Genomic DNA, 17923 nt, shown 5'->3' with positions numbered 1-17923 from the left:
GTTAGCCGGTCGCAATCAACTCTTCCAGCGTCACATACCGAGCACGCAGCGAATCCGCCAACAACCTCGCCTGCCCCAGCGGATTCTGAGAAATCTCCGTATCGACAACCAGCGCACCGCATTCAATCTGTGCGGCAACATCCAGCGCCTCTCTCCACGGATCGCCCCCAAAGAGCGGATAATTCGCCCGGCTATCCGTCATCACAATAAGAGTCGTGTGCGCCGTCACATACCCCTTGCTCAACTCCAGCGCATGCGCCAGCGGCGTTCGTCCCCCCGTAGGCAGATACTCCAGCGCGGTCAATGCATCCGCAAGGTTCGACGTAGGTTCAACCAGCACCTCCGCGGATGTGCCGCGAAACACAAGGATCGCAACCTCGTCCCCTCGCCGGAACGAGCGCGTCAACAGACTCTCCGTTGCGCCCTTCACCAGCCGCATCCGCTCATGAATCGCATGCGATCCACTGGAGTCGATCACAATCACATGCCGTCTCGCCGCGCCTCCATCTCGCACCCGCTCATGCAGGTCGGAGGTGCGCGGTTGCAGTGACCCCGTCTCCTGCAGCGCATGTTTCACCGTGCTCAGAAGATCGAGTTCACGCGGCTGGCTCGACGCGCGTTGACCCGTAACTGGCCCGCGTCCGGGCTCCTTCACCGCAGCCCCACCGCGCTGCCCACCCTCATGCGGCGACGCAACCATCGTCGTCTCCACGGATCGCGGTGCAAACACGCGCTCGGCCGTGTAGCCCGAGTCTTCGTTCGCCCCGGATGCTTTCTCCTCCTCCCGCCTGGGTGGAGGTGGTGAACTCGGTGGCCTCTGCGTGCGGTTCGCATCTCGCGCCCGATGGCCCAGCGCGAGTGGCAACACAGCCTCAACATGATTCGCCCCGACGGCCTCCTCGCCCGACAACGCCGCATACGCAGCCGCTGCGCGCATCACCGCCAGATCCGCACGCAGCGAACGGATGCCTCGCTCAGAGACCACCGCGCAGATCGAACGCAACATCTCCGCAGAGCACTCCACCAAACCAAGTCGCGCGCGTGCCCCTGCGATCTTCTCCCGCAGTGCTTCCTGGGCAGCCTCCCACGCCACGGCGAATCCCGCAGGATCGCGCTCAAACGAAATCCTCCGGCTCACAACCTCTTGCCGCAACGCAGGCTCGTCCGGAGCGTCCACGGACACCGAAAGCGCGAATCGATCCAGCAGTTGCGGGCGCAGCGTACCCTCCTCCGGGTTCATACTGCCCAGCAGCACGAACTCCGCCGGATGCGAAGCACTCAGCCCTTCACGCTCGAGGTAGTTCACCCCCGTCGCCGCGGCATCCAACAGCGCATCGCCCAGATGCCCCTGCAGCAGATTCACTTCATCGACATACAAAATCCCGCCATGCGCCTCCGCCAGCAGACCGCGCTTCAACTCCGGCTCGCCCTTCAGCGTACGCTCCAGGTCAAGCCCACCCAACAGCCGATCCTCGGTGGCTCCAAGCGGCAGGTTCACGAACGGGGCAGGCGAAGGCAACAACGCCGCGAGCCCCCGCGCCGTGGTCGTCTTGCCCGACCCCTTATCGCCGCGCAGCAGAACCCCCAGACGCCAATCCACCGCGGCCAGCAGCAGCGCAAGCTTCATCGCGTCCTGGCCCACGACAGCGGCAAACGGATAGGTTGGAGATCTCATAGAACCGCCTCTCGTCGACGCTCGCCCTGCTCTTCAAGCAGCGTCTCTGTATCGAGCAAAATCCCCCGCAGCTTCTCGAGCGTCTCCGCGGCAGGCGCCTCCCACAACTCACGCCGCGCCGCCTCCAGCAATCGTTCCGCAATCGCATGGAGAGCCCACGGATTCGACGCCTCAAAGAACGCACGCATCTCCGGCACCAGCGCATAATGCTCCGCCAGCCCTTCGTACACGAAGTCCGGAGCGATATGCGCAGTCGCATCGAAGCCAAAAATATAGTCGACGGTGGCCGCCAGCTCCAGGCCACCCTTATATCCATGCCGCTTGATGCTCTCGATCCACTTCGGATTCACCACACGCGATCGATACACCCGCAGCGCCTCTTCCTTCAGGTCCCTCACCTGCGCCGACTCAGGACGGGAGCTATCCCCAAAGTAGGCCTTGGGTTGATTCCCCGTAAGTGCCCGGATCGAAGCGACCATGCCTCCATGAAACTGGAAGTAGTCGTCCGAGTCGAAGATGTCATGCTCTCGATTGTCCTGGTTATGCAGCGCAACCTGAATTGACTTCAGGCGTTCCGTGAACACAGGCTGCGCGTCCACACCCTCGGTTCCTTTGCCATAGGCATAGCCGCCCCAAGCAAGAAACGCCCGCGCAAGGTCGTCATCGTTCTTCCAGTTGCCGGTCTCCATCAGCGGCAGTATCCCCGCCCCATACGATCCTGGCTTCGACCCGAAGATGCGATACCGCGCCTGTGCCTGCGCCTCATGATCCGGCATCGTATGGTGCTTGGCCAGGTCGGCAAGGTAATGCTTCCGCGGAAAGTTCTGGTCGAGCGGTTCATCCAGCTCAACCACCATGCCGACAGCCTCATCGAACAGCTCGATCAGATGCGGAAACGCATCGCGAAAGAATCCGCTGATCCGTAGCGTAACGTCGATGCGCGGACGCCCCAGCTCACCCAGAGGAATCACCGCAACGCTCTCCAGCCTTCGCGATTGCGAACTCCACACCGGCCGCACTCCAAGCAGCGCGAACGCTTCGGCAACATCGTCTCCATGCGTCCGCATCTGCGACGTTCCCCACACGCTCAACCCCATCATCTCCGGATAGCTGCCCTCTTCGGCGCGAAAGCGCTCAACGGCTTCATGGGCCAACTGTTGTCCCACCCGCCAGGCTGCCTGCGAAGGCAAAGCACGCGGATCGACCGCATAGAAGTTGCGTCCCGTGGGCAACACATGCGCCATCCCACGCGTCGGCGCTCCCGCTGGCCCCGCCGGCACATACTTGCCCTCCAGCGCATCCAGTAAATGTTCAATCTCATCGCCCGTCTGTTCGAGCTTCGCCACCAGCTCCACACACGCGAACTGGAGCGCCGCTGTCATCTCCGCCGTCGCCAACCCAATCACTGCACGCTGCACCTCTTCGATCGCCTCGGCACGAAACCCAAGTGTCTCCAGCATCGTGAACAGATCCAGCGCAGCGCGATCCAGCGTCTCAAGCACATCGGCATGCGTGTAGCACGTAACACCAAGAAGCTGCCTGTCTTCCTCAAGCCGCTCTCCCGGTGCATCCAGCAGGCTCGCAAGATCAAACCCAAACGCCGTAGCCAGGCTCGCCTGCAGACTCGGCACGTTGATGTTCGCCAGCCGCGTCAACGAACGCAGCATCTCTGGCATGGGAGGCATCTGCCCCAGGATGTGCAGACCATCGCGTATCTGCGCCATGCCAAGCTCGCAGAGATAGCCATCGAGATCTTCAATCAGATGCGCGACCTCATTGCCCGTCATCGACGCCAGCGTCGTAGGCACACCCTCCGGTGTCAGCGCATCATCCCACTCATGCGTATGATCCCCACGCTCCCGCGTCAGCATGGTCTTCATATCGAGATCGGCCTTCAGATTCGTCCGTTCCACCAGCTCCCAGATCTGCTGTTGCAGATAAGGCAGCTTCGCCGGATCCAGCTTCTCCACTGCATAGTATTCGTTCACGAGCTGGTTCAACTCCGCGAGCGCACCATACGTCTCCGCGGTTGTCATCGGCGGCGTCATATGGTCCACCACTACCGCATGCGCACGCCGCTTCGACTGACTGCCTTCACCCGGATCGTTCAAGATAAACGGATACACCAGCGGCAGATCGCCCAGCAACAGATCCGGATAGCACTCCCCGGAGAGTCCAATCCCTTTGCCCGGCAACCACTCCAGCGTTCCATGCTTGCCCATATGGACGATCGCATCCGCCCCCCACCCGCCATCGGCCTGCGGCGTCGCAAGCCATCGGTAGAACGCCGCATAGTGGTGCGTCGGTGGAAGATCGGGCGTGTGATAGATCGCATCCGGATCGATGCCATAGCCACGCGGAGGCTGCAACGCAATCAATGCATTGCCCAACTCCATCGCAGCGAACAAATAGTCGCGGTCGTCTCCCCACGGCTCTTCCTGGTCGATCGAAACGACCTTGCCACCGATCGTAGGCAGCAGCTTCTTATCCGTCTTCTTCGCCGGCAAAATACTTGGACCGCGATCTTGTGGCTGTCCCCAGAAGTCCTGCATCCTGCGGCCGGCCTTCTCCGGAAACTTCGTGAAGACTGCGCGATAGCCCGTCCGCGAGAAGCGTTGCGCCCGCGCAGGGTCCAGCGGATACATATCGTCGTACGTCCCTCGCCGCAACAGGTCCTGCATCAGTGCATCCGACGTATCGGGCAAAGCCGCGATGCTATAGCGCCGCGCCCGCATCGCTCTCAAAGTTGTCAGCAGACTCGCCGCCGAATCAAGCCCAACCGCACCACCCACCTGCGCAGCCTTCGCGGCAGAGTTGGTCAGCACAAACGCAATCCGTTTGTCGCGATTTGGCGTCCTGCGCAACGCAGCAAGCCGCGCAGCAATTCCAGCCACTCGCTTCACTCGATCCGCGTGCGCCACATACAGATGTTCCGCACCTGCGGCACTCCGTTCCTTGAACGAAACCGGCACACTGATAATGCGTCCATCGAACTCCGGAATCGCAACATTCACCGCCGTATCCAGGGCGTTCAGTCCCCGCCGCGACCCTTCCCACGCGCCCCTCGGCATGCCGCTCGCAATGGCCTGCACCACCGGTATTCCCAGCGCGTCAAACGCACCAACACCATCCCCCGCATCCGTCACCGAGCCCGTGTTCACCTCACCCAGCGCAAATGAGAGCGTCGAAACCAGAACATCCGTGCGTCCTTCAATCAACCGAAACACTGCGGGCCGACCATCCTCTAGCGCCTTCAGGCTCGAAGTGAAGACACAAAGCGCGTTCAGACCTTGGCTCTCCAGTGCCGCCGTCATCGCATCGATAAAGTTGGTGTTGCCGCTCATGCGATGCGCGCGATAGAACAACACCGCGGCCGTGGGCTTCGCAGGGTCCGCCTGCCTCTGCCAGTCTTCGAACGTCGCGCCCTCCGTCTCCGGAAGATAGATCCCATGCTCCGGCATCGCACTCGCCGCGGCATAGCCATATCCAGTCAGCATCAACCGGTCGGAGAGAAATCGGAACAACTCCCCGAAGTTGGCCGCGCCACCCAGATCCAGGTAAGACGCCGCAGTCTGCATCACGTCGAGCGGCGTATGAATGGTCTCCGAGAACTCCGTAGTGTTCTCTCCGCATCCACTCACCAGCACCAGCGACTGACCGCGCGTCGCGCACGTTGCCTTCAGCCGGTCGAATCCCGGGATACAATGCAACGGCCCATGGCAACGCACCACGATCACCTTGGCCTTGCTCATCTCTCCCGTGATCAGCACATGCATCTGATCTTCGGTGCGCAGTGCGTTCAGCGAGAACCCACTCACCTTCAGCTCTTCCGGCATCGTCTCAGCGGCCTTCATCAACGTCAGCAGATCCGTATCCGCATGCGACAGCAGCATGATGGCGCCATGCGGCTTCACCACCTCCAGCGTCGTTATGGACTCCGCCGCGCTCGGCAGCCGCACATCCCAGTCGTAGTAGTTGAAGACATACTCACTCAGCTCCGACGGTGGCTGCAGAAAGCGATCCGCCTTCAGCATCGAGTCCACATACTCGAAGATCTGCCGCACCTGCCACGCGCTGTTCACTGAATGAAACCAGATGCTCTTGCCGTCGAACACAAGACTCACCACATTCGCCAGGGCACACGGTCCAAGACATCCGCCCTTGGTCAGGTGAACATCCTGTCGCATCTTGCGCCGCAGCCACTCCTCCGTATACACATCCACCGGCACAGCCGCATATCCGCGCTCCGTGATGCCGCAGCAGCATCCCGTGTAGCAATACGTAAGGTGGGCTCTGTGCTGCACGATGTTGAAGGCGCGTCCATCCGCCCGAATCACGCGCTGGCGATGCTGTGTCGACATGGCTATGCTTCCTCCAATGGTTTTCTCTGCCGTACGACCCACACCAGGTATGGCCCGCCAAGCAATGCCAGCACAGCCCCGGCCGGTACCTCCACCGGAGCGATCACGCTCCGTCCAAGCGCATCGCACAACGCAAGAAAAGCGCCGCCCAGCAGGAACACGCAAGGCAACAGGATGCGGTGGTCGGCACTTACCCTTCGCCGCACAAGATGCGGCACAATCAAACCCACAAAGCCGATCGGTCCCGTCAAAGCGATCGCCGCCGCAACCAGAATCGAGCCGGCGATATATCCGCTCCGCATCACGCGCGCCACCCGCAGCCCACGCGACGCAGCCCACTGCTCTCCCACCGCGAGCAGGTTCCAGTTGCGTGCCTGGGTCAGGATGAACACACCCAGAACAAACACAATCGCAGCGAGCACCGCCAGCGAAGCGTAGCTGATCGAATCGATACTCCCAATCAACCAGTGCGCAATCGAGAACGAGCGCGACATCCCCGAATAACTTCCCAGGATGATGATGCAGGCCGCACACACACTGTTGATCGCAATGCCTGTCAACAGCATGCTGAACGCCGAGATCCGGCGTCCGCGCAAAGATCCGCCGATCACCAGACCAAGCACCACAAACGCTCCCGCGAGCGCCCCGAACCACGTGCCTGGAATGCCCCAGATCACCGGCCACCCACCCGCAATCACCGCGACCGCCCCCAGCGAAGCGCCCCCGGTAATTCCCAGCGTATACGGCGTCGCAAGCGCATCGCGCAGCATCGCCTGAAACAGCGAACCCGCCAGCGACAGCGCACCGCCCGCCAGCAAGGCCAGCAGCGTGCGCGTCACCCGAAGCTGCACGAGAATGTCGTAGTCCGGCCCCTCGCGATGCAGCACATGCGCGAGGCTGATCGGTCCCGCACCGATCCACGGCAACACCAACGCGGCCACCACAAACACCAGAAGCGACACACCGAGACTCGATCTCTCCCGCGAAGTCTTCATTGATACCAGACCCACGGCGTCCCCGCCGATGTACTGTCGATCCGAAGCCGCGACGAAAACAGCCTCAGCCAAGCCTGATCGCGTTGCGCCTCGGACGACAGAAGGTCATACGCGATCACGCCCTCCGACAGAACAAGCAACCGCGTGCAATGCGTCAGCGCAAGGTTCAGGTCATGCGTAGCCGCGATACAAACCTTGTCCCTTCGCGCCTCCTCGCGCAGCACGCTGAAGCAATGCAACTGCTGCTCGATATCGAGAAACGTAGAAGGCTCATCCAGCAACAACGTAGACGCGCCCTGCGCCAGGCACGCAGCCAGCAGCACCCGCTGCCGCTCTCCGCCGCTCAGCGTTCCGAACGTCCTCTGCCGATGATGCCAGCAATGCGTCCTCTCCATTGCTGCCTGAATCAGCCTGTGATCTTCCTCCGACTCGAACCACCGGTCCGTATGCGGATACCTTCCCATCGCAACCAGTTGTTCCGCGGTAAACGGCAGGTCCGCATGGATCGCCTGCGGCAGATGGCTCACCCTTTGCGCCAGCTCACGCTCACCCCATGCCCTCTGCGCACGCCCATCAATCTCCACCGTGCCGCCATCCGGCTCACGCAGCCCCGCCAGAATATCCAGCAACGTACTCTTGCCCACTCCATTGACACCCAGCAGCGCGAGAAACTCCCCCGGCTGCGCACGAAACGTAGCATTCCGCAGCACCTGCCGTTTGCCATGCGAGAAGCTCAGGCCGTCGATCGCCAGCACATCCTTCACCGCTTGTTTCTCCCATCCACGCCATGCATAAAATCGAACAACAACTGCGCGGCTTCCGGTGCACGCGGCCCCGGCACAAGCAACGCATTCGAAGTCCCGAAGTAAACATGACCGCTCGCGGCAGCCTTGAGCCCCGCATGCTGCGCCCACAGCGCCAGCACCGCAGGCCGCGCCTGTTCGCGCATCGCCTCGCTGTCCTGCGTGCTGCTCAAATCGAAGATCACATCCGGGTTCTCCCGCACAATCGCCTCGAGCGAGAGATGCGGATAGCGCGGCAGCCCAGCCTTCGCGAACACATTCGTCCCGCCCGCGATCCCCAGAATCTCATTCAGATAATTGTCCGGCCCAATCGCCGTCAGGTCGCCCAGCGTGCCCTGCCTCCGGTCTACAACCACCGCAACACGCGGCGAGGACAACACCCGTGCCTTCGCCTGAATCTTCGCCAACTCCCCCTGTATCTTCCCGATCAGCGCCACCGCTCGATCCGCCACAGCCGCGGCGTTCGCAATCAGGCGAATCCCCGTATAGACATCCTCCAGCGTCCCATGCGGAACCTCGACATACGTCATCCGCATCGCCTTCAGCCTCTCCGTCAGCACCGCGGAGGCGGTTTGTAACACAATCAGATCGGGAGCCAGTCGAGCGATCGCTTCCACATCCGGCTTCATATACGTGCCAACCTTGGGCAGCTTCTCCACCTGTGCCGGATAGTTGCAGTACCGCGACACGCCCACCACCTGGTCACCCAGCCCAAGCGCAAACAGCGCCTCCGTAATGCTCGGCGCCGTGGAGACGATCCGCCGATGCTGTTGCGCATCCAGCCGCATCGTGGCAATCAAGCCAACCAGCGAACACGCAAAGGCTCGCCGCGAAAGGGAAGGGAACACACGCGAATTGGGGTGGAACGTACCGGCTATAGGGCGCAAGGCGTCTGTTCTCCGCAGAACGTTGCAACATGAACCCTGGCAGGTCTCCTGACTCAAAGCGGCACATCGTACCGGACTGCCTTCCTTCCCCGGTGCAACCGAGTGGTAACGCAGGCAGCGTCTCTTTGTTTACAGTGGCGGGACCGCGCCGGTATCGCACCGGACTTCCCTTTTAAGCCCTCATGGGCACCGTGGGTCTGACCCATTGTCTCACGCTGCATCCTGCGACCGCCGTCAGACCATCGCACCGGACCATCGTGCATCCCGCTCCGTAAGCCACCCGAACAACAACCCGATCGCACCCCACAGCACCACCTGTAACGCCCACGACGCAAGCCGAAAACGCCACAGAAGATCGGCCGGAAACCCCACCGGAACCTCATCGATCGTCGGCAGAAAATAACCAACCACGCCCACGAGCCCAACATAAAACGCCGCCCCCACAAGCCCTGCGTTCCAAGCCCCAAAGCGCCGCGCCGCAACCCGGCTCACCTTCGTCGCCAGCACCATCCCTAAAATCGAGATCGCGATCATCAGGAAAAACGCCGTGGTTCTCACACCAATTGTTTCGGGATTACCAACCGCCGGAGGATCCGCCGGATACTTCAAACTCGGCACAAACGACACCGTGACGAACCCCGCCACAGCAAGCAGCGCAGCCAGAGCCCGCGGCCTCCGTGGCCCAAACCGCCCATGCGCATACGCGAACACCAGCCCGAAAATCCCACCCAGCGACGATCCATACAACACCGCGGCCGTCAGCAGTCCAAACGTCTTCTGCACATGCCGGCTCACCACCTCCGGCTCCGCAGCCTCGCCCTTTGCCTCATCCGCGGCAGCCTCAAACGCAATCGCGCGATCCACCTGCGGCTCTCCCAGCACGCGCGCCGCAAGAAACACCAGCAGACCGGCGAGCACGCCCACCACCATCCCGCGAATCAGAAGACTACGAGTCATCGCTCAGTGGCAGGGGAAGCCAAGCAGATGGCGGCCATCGTGAACGAACTCATGCACCGAGCTTCCGCGCAGCATATGCGTCGCACCCTGCTCCGCGCCCACAAAGTACAGCACCAACAACAGCAACAGACCGCCAAACACCGCCCACGGGATCAGCTCAGACAGCGGAATCGTTGGTACAAAAGTGGGGCGCGCGATCGAGCCTGCGGTTTCAGATGCCATGGTGAAACTCCTCCGGATGCTTGCGTCGCCTTCCAGTGTAGCGCACACAATTCTCGTAAAATAAAACCGTCTATGAGCCGATACTCTCCGCCAGTCCGCATCTCGCTCATCACGCACCCCGCCACCGCGCAGCAGAAGGCCGGAATCTTCCCCAGCGACGAACCCCTCGATCCGCAGTCGCTCGACACCCTCTCCGCCATCTCCTGGCAGGCACCCGCCGCAGCCCACGCAGTTACCGCACCGGAGCAGCGCACACGGCAAACCGCGTCAGCGCTCGGCCTCCATGCAGTGGAAGCGCCAGACCTGCGCGAGTGCGACTACGCCCTGTGGAGCGGCATCGCCCTCGACACCCTCCAGACCGAAGACCCCGACGGCCTCGCAACCTGGCTGATCAACCCATCCGCCCGTCCCCATCAGGGCGAGTCCTTCCTCAGCCAGATCGAGCGCATAAGCAACTGGATCGAGTCGCACCGCACCACCGGCCACGTCGTCGCCATCACCCACACCTCGGTCGTACGCGCCGCCCTCGCCTACATCCTGCAGGTCCCACCCCATCACGCCTTGCGCAGCATCGAGCCATCCCCCCTCACCCTCACCGACATCCGCCTCACCGGCGACACCTGGCGCTTGCGTTCCACCGGAGTGCCTCTCACCCAGGCACTCCTCGACTAGATCCATCCTCATCCTCACCACGAACTGAGAGCATCCATGAATCGACGCAAGTTTATCGGACTGTCCTCCACTGCATTCGCCGCCGTCCAGGCTAGGCCTGCCCTCGCCCTCAGCGATCCATCCTCCAGGCCCAACTTCCTCTTCCTCATCGCGGACGACCTCATGTTCCGCACCATCAATGCCATCAACAACGCCGAGGTCCACACCCCAAACCTCGACAGCCTCGTCCGCTCCGGAGCCCACTTCACCCACTGCTTCCATCAGGGCTCCTGGACCGGAGCCGTCTGCGTAGCCAGTCGCACCATGCTCAACACCGGCCTCTCTACCTTCCGTGCCGAACAATCCGACGCAGCCAACCAGGCCGGCGACAAACCCTGCTGGGGCCAGACCCTCCGCGAGGCCGGCTACGACACCTTCATCACCGGCAAGTGGCACCTTGACGCCGTCACCCTCCAGCGCTCCTTCTCCGAGCAAGGCCCCGTAGCCCCCGGCTACCTCCCGTCGACGCCCGACATGTACCACCGCCCCGCCCCCGGCAACCATTGGGACCCCACCAACCGGCAGCTCCTCGGCCACTGGCTCAAGAAGGGCATCTGGCTCAACCGCAAGGACGAGACCATCCAGCACTCCAGCGCCCTCTACGCCGACGCCGCCATCGACCACCTCATCAGGAAGGTCCCCACCAAAACGAACCCGTTCTTCATGTACGTAGGCTTCAACGCCCCGCACGACCCCCGTCAGGCACCGCAGGAGTACCTCGACCTCTACCCGCCCGACAAGATCGCTATCCCGCCCAACTTCCTCCCCGAGCATCCCTTCGATCAGGGCGAGCACAAGACCCGCGACGAGATCCTCGCGCCCTTCCCGCGCACCGAAGACGCCGTTCGCACCCACCGCCGCGAGTACTACGCCATCATCACGCACATGGACGCCCAGATCGGCCGCATCCTCGACGCTCTCAAGGCCTCCGGCAAGGCCGGCAACACCTACGTCATCCTCACCGCAGACCACGGCCTCGCCGTCGGCGAGCACGGCCTCATGGGCAAGCAGAACCAGTACGAGTGCTCCATGCGTATGCCTCTGCTCATCTCCGGCCCCGGCATCCAGCCCGGCAAGCGCATCGACGAGATGGTCTATCAGCACTCCATGTACGCCACTACCTGCGATCTCGCCGGCGTAGCAATCCCGCCGCACGTCGAGTTCCCCTCGCTCGTCCCCATGCTCCGCGCCGAAAAGCCCGCGCCCCTGTACGACGCCATGTTCGGCTGGCTCAACACGGTCCAGCGCTCCATCCGCACGCAGAAGCACAAGCTCATCTTCTATCCGCAGCTCAATCGCTTCCAGGTCTTCGATCTCGAGCGCGACCCCTGGGAGATGCACGATCTTGTCGACGATCCCGGATACGCTCAGATCAAACTCAACCTCATCGCCACCTTCAAGCGCCATCAGAAAGAGTTAGGCGACCCCATGGACATAGACCACCCCAGGGCCATCGCGCCCCGACAGGATTTGTAAACCAACGGCAACACCCTGTTGTCGTTGTCTTTGCGGTTGCCGTTGCCCTTCGGATGCGAGTGGGGCTTTAGCCTCACGTCGAGCCACGAACCAGAAAGGGGGCTTTTGCCCCGGGCCGTTGCTGTTACTTTTGAGGTCAGCCAAGGCATCACCCCTCGAAAGAAGTTCTTCAAAGAAAAGCCACTCTCCATGCAGACATCACCGCAAGAGGCTATCGTCATTCCGAACATCCCGCCCGAAAGGGCAAAGCACACGGAGAAAACGTGCCAATCACCATCAACGGCGAACGCATCGAAGATGCACTCTTCCTCGAAGAGTTCCGCCACCTCGGCGGTCAGAGCATCGACCCCACGCAGCCCGGTGCGGAACACGAACTCGACCGCCTCCGCCATCTCGCCGAGCGTCGCGTCCTCCGCAACGTCCTCCTCCGTCAACGCGCCATCGCCGCCGGCTTTACCGTTACTCCGGAAGAGGTCCTCAACGAACGCTCCCGCCAATGGGGAACCTCCAGCGCCTCCGTCTGCACGCAGGTCATGGCCTCATCCATCGCGGGCCACCTTCTCATCGAGAAGTACTGCCACTGGCTCACCCGCCACGAACTCCGCCCCTCCCGCGCCGAGGTCGAGCGCTTCTACCGCGAGCATCGCGAGCAGTTCCGCATCCCCGAGCAGATTGAAGCCGCTCACATCGTCTGCAACATCGAACGCCCAGCAGACGAGCCCATCGCCCGCGACCGTATCCAGCAAGCCGAAGAGCAACTCAACCGCGGGGTAGCCTTCCCCAAAGTGGCCGAGCGATTCTCCGACTGCGGCGGCAAAGCCACTCTCGGCTGGATCGAGCGCGGCACCATGGTCGAAGCCTTCGACGAAGTCGTCTTCGCCCTCAAGCCCGGCCAGCGCTCGCCCATCTTCCAAACCGTCTTCGGACTTCACATCGCCACCGTCCTGCGCCGCAAGTCCGCCGGCTACGAGTCCCTCGAAGAACTCCGTCTCAACATCGCTCGGCACATCCTCGAAGAACGCAAGAATCGCACCATCGCTGCCGCCACCGAAGAAGCCTACCGCGCCGCGACGATAGAAGGGACCCTATGAAGCCCACGCCTCCAGCATGCTGTGTCCCCAGCAAACACCGCGCCGAGCGCCTCGCCGCCTCGACGGAACTCTCCGCCCAGCGCATCCGTGCGACCGAAGGCTCGACCGGCGACATGATCCTCCTCGAAGGAGGCGACTTCCTCATGGGCACTGACGCCCAGGAGGGTTTTCCAGCCGACGGCGAAGGCCCCGTACGCCGCGTCACCCTTGACCCCTTCTACATCGACCCCACCCCCGTCACCAACCAGGCCTTCGCGAAGTTTATCGAGGCTACCGGCTACCGCACCGAGTCCGAGCTCTTCGGCTGGTCGTTCGTCTTCCAGGGTGACCTCACACCCGGGCAGCTCGAAAGCCAAGCCGTCCACGGCGTCGAGTGGTGGCGCCGCATCGAAGGTGCCGCCTGGAACCACCCCGAAGGCCCCCTCAGCGACATCCTCGCCCGCCCCTCGCACCCCGTCGTCCACGTCTCCTGGAACGACGCCGTCGCCTATGCCTCCTGGGCAGGGAAGCGTCTCCCCACCGAAGCCGAGTGGGAGTATGCTGCTCGCGGCGGTCTCGAACAAAAGCTCTTTCCCTGGGGCGACGAGCTTACCCCTGGCGGTCGCCACCTCTGCAACATCTGGCAGGGCACCTTCCCCACCCAAAACACCGCCGAGGATGGCTATCCCTCCACCAGTCCCGTCGACGCCTTCCCCCCCAACGCCTTCGGCCTCTACTCCACCACCGGTAACACCTGGGAGTGGTGTGCCGACTGGTTCGACGCCGAGTACCACCTCAACGCCACCCGGACGAACCCCATCGGCCCCCCGACCGGAACGGCCCGTATGCTCAAGGGCGGCTCCTACCTCTGCCACAAGTCCTACTGCAACCGCTACCGGGTCGCCGCCCGCTCCTCCAACACACCCGACAGCGCCACCACCAACATGAGCTTCCGTTGCGTGCGCGATATCCGGTGACATGTGCGTTCATCGAACCGGAAACAAGCCGCTTTCCGCGAAATCGCATTTTCCATACATTTGGCCACAATATCCATGCATCTGCCCATGTTTGAGCGTCCAAAAAGTTCCTGGTGAAACATGGGCATTTCCGCACCACAGCCAGTAACCCCTTTGGATCGCCACGATACGGGCAAGAGAAATTTCCCGGATAACTACAGCGGTCCGGGCCCCGGATTCCCCGCCGCCGCCCGCCGTGCCTCCCGCTTACTGAACAGCCCGTCCAGGTTCAGCGCCGCGCTCGTATCCGGATGGCTAGGGTCGAAATCCCTAAAATCATCAACGACATAGCTCGCCAGCGGAAGCCGATTCTGCCGAATCCCCGTCACCACCGCCTTCGCAAACTCATACCCGCCATACGCCGTGGAATGTGTCCCATCCGCCAGAATCTTCGGTGCATCGGCTCCCGCAGCCCCATAGAATGTTTGACTTACGGCATAAAGATCGATCAATGCCACATTCTCGTCCCGCGCCACCTCCCGCACCGCCTCCGGATACCCGCCATGCCCATGCATCGGCGCTCCCGTAGTCCGATCCCCCCGATCCATCGCCGTCACCAGCACAGGAGTAGCCCCCCGCAGCCGCGCCTCAGCGATATAAACCTTCAAATAAGCCTTGTAAGTTGTTGAAGCATCGACATAAGTCTGCGGCCAAGCCTCCTTCGAGTCGTTATGGCAGAACTGGAGAAAGAGGTAGTCCCCCTTCTTCATCTGGCTCAGAATCTTGTCCAGCCGCAGCGCATTCGCAAAGCTTTTCAGCGTCTCCCCCGACTGCGCCTGGTTCGAAACAGCAACCCCCGGCTTCAAAAACCGAGGCAAAAGCTGTCCCCAGCTCACATCATTGCCGCCATCGCGATCCGTGACCGTCGAATCCCCAGCCAGAAAAACCGTAGGAGCGGAAGGCGCGGAAACAATCGAAATCGACCGCAAAGCCGCATGCGGACTGTTGATCTCGATCGTCAGTTTGTCATCCCAATCCAGCACATTGGCCCGGTCGAACTGGTCGAGACTGATCTCCTCCCGCCCCGTCGCATTGAGCGGTAACTTCGGAAGATGCGGCGTCCGAACATTCGTCGTAAAGGTCCTTTCGACCACCTTCCCAGCAGGCACCTCAACCCGCTCCGCCATCAACCGCCCCGACTCTGCCTTCAGCGTCGTCGTGGTAGAAACCGAAGAGTCGCCAAGACTGACCGTCACGGTATAGTTCCCCTCAGGAACACGCGCCGAGAAGAAGAACGGAGCCCCGCTGGTCGTCGTCTTGCCTTGATCGCCGTTCGCAAGCTGCGCTCCTGGCTCAAATCCATAACCCGTCGATTCCGCATACAAATCGGTCGGGGCCACATGGGTGAAACCCGCTCTGCCCGATCCGAAATCGAACTTCAAATCAGTAGCTTGCGCCGCGGCACAAACCGGCAACGTCGCGCCCAACAGGCAGACAAAAGCAAAACGACGAACATCGTGCATGGCATGCCTCATAGTCAACATTCGCTTACCGTACCGAGATCAAACGCGTCTCGTGACCCTTCAGATCGAGCGTGATGGTGGTGTCGACTCCATGGTGCGTGGAGGGCAGGGAAGAGACAACACTCGTCTCCGGATCCCACACCGAAACCGTCTTCCCCTTGCCATGAATCGTAACCGCATGCGACGCAGCCTGTGGCCCCTCATTGAAGAAGAAATACACCTCCGCATCGGCAAGCCTGCGGCTGATCACCTTCAGCGACGCGTCCGGCGCATCGAGCGAAACGTCCCGCACACCAACAGCAGCATTCACCGCCTTCTCGATCGCAGCCGGCACCACCTGCGGCGTCAGCGCGACCGCCGGTGGCTGTGCCGGTGGCGTCGGTGTCTCCGGAAGCTGCGCCGACGTCTCGACGGCCGCAAAGCCAAAGTCCACGGCAGTCGCCTCGCGCCCGTCCAGCATCGTTTTCCCCGCGATCAGCGAAGGCGTTCGCCCCAGAAACAAAACCTTCCCGCCGCCCTGCGCGAAGGCCTTCAGGCGATCAAGCTCCACCTGGCTGATGACCGAAGCCGAAGGCACAATCACTGTCCGATAACGATTCCCGCTCAGCGTCTCAAGATAGCCTCTGCCCGCCTCCAAATCACTCGCAAGCGCATCCCCACCGATCACATCGAAGTCGATCTGCCTCTCCGAGAGCATCTGCTCCGACGCAACAAAGGCACGGTCCGCGTCCGCATCGCCAAGCCAGAGCGAACTTGACGGCAGGTAAAGCGCGACCGAGGCATCGGGTCTCCCCATGCTCATCACGTAACTGATGCGACGCACATACTGCATCAGCCCCGGCCACGAAGGATCCCGCATCAGGGCGGATGGACCACCACCACGGCGGGTCGCAGTCGCCGGACTCGCCGTGGACGGGTAATACATCGTCTCCACCAGATTCACGCCGCGCACGAGCTGCTCGTTCAGAATGTACCGGGCCATCTGCCCGTCTGGCTCAGGCCGATAAGCCGCGAACGTCTCCGTAAACGCCCTGGGATGCCCGTATATATGCGCCGCGCTCGCCGCCAGACGCGGAAAATCCGAGATCGTGTCCTGCCATATCTGGTGCCAGATGCTGTCGATCCCAGGAACCTGAACGTACTTCATATCGCGGAAGAACTCGCCCTCCGAACGCACCAGCGCCAGTTCCATCTCTTCGTGGTTCAAATGCACCTGGTATTCGACATGATGGGCAGCACACCACTCACTCTGCGGCTTGAAAAAACCATCGCGAAACATCTGCGAGAACACGTCGTAGTAGTCGCCCTTGGCACGCAACTCTTTTTGCGTCAGGGTGCCGGCCGTCTGGCCTCGCGCAGGCAGCGAAGCCAGCATCGCCCCCAGGTAAGGATGAACGTCATATCCCTTAATCTGCTGAAAACGCTCGAACAAGGCAGGTGTCCATGGCAACCCGTTGATGGAGTAGTCTGGCTCATCCCCACGGAACCCCAGGATCGTCTTTCCAAACTCCTCCGGCATCGCGTCGTAGTACTTCTGGTGTGTGAAACCCAGGTACGCGGCGGTCGCTGCCGGGTTCAGGTAGTCCTCGAGCGACTGGGACTGATCCTTCTGGTGCGTTGGATTGGTGTCGCTCCTGGTCGGCGAAGTGCGGAACACATGCTCGACCACCAGAACCTCCCAATCTGACCCGGTCGGCGCGGCCCACGTCAGGGTCTCGCCGTCAATCTTCACCGGCTGTTGCTGGCCCGTGGAGCTAACCGCCACGGCTGCAACCACATCCGGCCCCACTGCCTGTCTCAGCGTAGCCCCGCCCTTCACCGGCAGACGTTTGGCAATTGAGAGGGCCTGCATCCGTAACGCGGGCTTGTCAGTCGTGAACTTGCCTCCGGCAAATCCGCTCGGATAGCCGATATCGTCCACGATCCATACCCGCATCGACCTCTTCTTTGCTTCGCCGACAAACTGTTTGAAGAAAGCAAGATACTCCGGTGAAAGGTAGGTCTGCAGCATGCCTCCGCCAGCCTGCACCGTCACTGCCTGGAACCCGAGACCTTTCATCGTGTCGAGGTCGTGTTGGACTGTCTCGATCGTCGCCGCCCCATTGAGCCCGTAGTAGGGTTCCGGGCCATACTCCGGCGGAGGCGCCGCCCACACCTTGGCAACGTCAGTCGCCGTCGGCATCTGCATCCGCTGCCAGGGCTGTTGCGCATAGGCCGAACCGAAAAACACGGCACACGCCGCAAGTTTCACCGCATTGTTAAGAGTTCGACCGCTCATCCGGATACA

The 17923-nt window shown here is 61.9% G+C and carries 13 protein-coding genes and 1 riboswitch; of the genes, 4 read left to right on the top strand and 9 right to left on the bottom strand.

Features of this window, described 5'->3' with window-relative positions; genetic code table 11:
• Nucleotide 1: 1 nt before the first annotated feature.
• From BM400_RS16460 to BM400_RS16430, 7 genes are all read right to left on the bottom strand, one after another.
• On the bottom strand, nt 2-1675 hold the full coding sequence (locus BM400_RS16460; protein ID WP_089840776.1) for an AAA family ATPase: 1674 nt from the start codon (nt 1673-1675) through the stop codon (nt 2-4).
• Nucleotides 1672-6036 carry a cobaltochelatase subunit CobN gene (locus BM400_RS16455; protein ID WP_089840774.1) on the bottom strand — a complete coding sequence of 1455 codons (4365 nt, stop codon included), beginning with the start codon at nt 6034-6036 and terminating at the stop codon, nt 1672-1674. Before BM400_RS16455 ends, BM400_RS16460 begins: the two co-directional genes overlap by 4 nt.
• A 2-nt stretch (nt 6037-6038) precedes the next feature.
• Nucleotides 6039-6998 (bottom strand): FecCD family ABC transporter permease, encoded by a 960-nt coding sequence (locus BM400_RS16450; RefSeq protein WP_175529068.1) that lies wholly within the window; start codon nt 6996-6998, stop codon nt 6039-6041.
• A 29-nt stretch (nt 6999-7027) separates the two neighbouring features.
• Nucleotides 7028-7795 carry an ABC transporter ATP-binding protein gene (locus BM400_RS16445; protein WP_175529067.1) on the bottom strand — a complete coding sequence of 256 codons (768 nt, stop codon included), beginning with the start codon at nt 7793-7795 and terminating at the stop codon, nt 7028-7030.
• Nucleotides 7792-8682, bottom strand: coding sequence for an ABC transporter substrate-binding protein (locus BM400_RS16440; RefSeq protein WP_175529066.1), 891 nt, complete (start codon nt 8680-8682; stop codon nt 7792-7794). The genes BM400_RS16445 and BM400_RS16440 overlap by 4 nt, the downstream gene beginning before the upstream one ends.
• A 60-nt stretch (nt 8683-8742) precedes the next feature.
• Nucleotides 8743-8930, bottom strand: a riboswitch (cobalamin riboswitch).
• 25 nt (nt 8931-8955) lie between these two features.
• Complete coding sequence (locus BM400_RS16435; RefSeq protein WP_089840765.1) at nt 8956-9678, bottom strand: CbtA family protein; 723 nt, start codon at nt 9676-9678, stop codon at nt 8956-8958.
• Between the two features lie 3 nt (nt 9679-9681).
• Nucleotides 9682-9900: a CbtB domain-containing protein gene (locus tag BM400_RS16430; protein ID WP_089840762.1), complete on the bottom strand. Its 219-nt coding sequence runs from the start codon at nt 9898-9900 to the stop codon at nt 9682-9684.
• Between the two features lie 72 nt (nt 9901-9972).
• Between BM400_RS16430 and BM400_RS16425 the strand changes: the two genes are divergently transcribed.
• From BM400_RS16425 to BM400_RS16410, 4 genes are all read left to right on the top strand, one after another.
• Nucleotides 9973-10572 (top strand): histidine phosphatase family protein, encoded by a 600-nt coding sequence (locus BM400_RS16425; protein ID WP_089840760.1) that lies wholly within the window; start codon nt 9973-9975, stop codon nt 10570-10572.
• A gap of 36 nt (nt 10573-10608) precedes the next feature.
• Nucleotides 10609-12087, top strand: a complete 1479-nt coding sequence (locus BM400_RS16420; RefSeq protein WP_089840758.1) for a sulfatase family protein — start codon at nt 10609-10611, stop codon at nt 12085-12087.
• A gap of 263 nt (nt 12088-12350) precedes the next feature.
• A complete protein-coding gene (locus tag BM400_RS16415) occupies nt 12351-13178 on the top strand; it encodes a peptidylprolyl isomerase (RefSeq protein WP_089840756.1) in 828 nt (275 codons plus the stop codon).
• Nucleotides 13175-14134 (top strand): formylglycine-generating enzyme family protein, encoded by a 960-nt coding sequence (locus BM400_RS16410; protein WP_089840754.1) that lies wholly within the window; start codon nt 13175-13177, stop codon nt 14132-14134. The genes BM400_RS16415 and BM400_RS16410 overlap by 4 nt, the downstream gene beginning before the upstream one ends.
• Nucleotides 14135-14328: 194 nt before the next feature.
• Here the strand turns inward: BM400_RS16410 and BM400_RS16405 are convergent, their stop codons facing one another.
• The gene (locus BM400_RS16405) at nt 14329-15636 is read right to left on the bottom strand and encodes a rhamnogalacturonan acetylesterase (RefSeq protein WP_175529065.1); all 1308 of its coding nucleotides are present in this window, start codon (nt 15634-15636) and stop codon (nt 14329-14331) included.
• A gap of 25 nt (nt 15637-15661) precedes the next feature.
• Nucleotides 15662-17914: a glycosyl hydrolase gene (locus BM400_RS16400; RefSeq protein ID WP_089840751.1), complete on the bottom strand. Its 2253-nt coding sequence runs from the start codon at nt 17912-17914 to the stop codon at nt 15662-15664.
• Between the last annotated feature and the right edge of the window lie 9 nt (nt 17915-17923).

The sequence above is a fragment of the Granulicella pectinivorans genome (genome assembly GCF_900114625.1).
In the GTDB taxonomy this organism is placed as follows: Bacteria; Acidobacteriota; Terriglobia; order Terriglobales; family Acidobacteriaceae; genus Edaphobacter; species Edaphobacter pectinivorans.
Note: the sequence above shows the minus strand (reverse complement) of the source record. Positions and strands in the feature narration are given on the sequence as shown.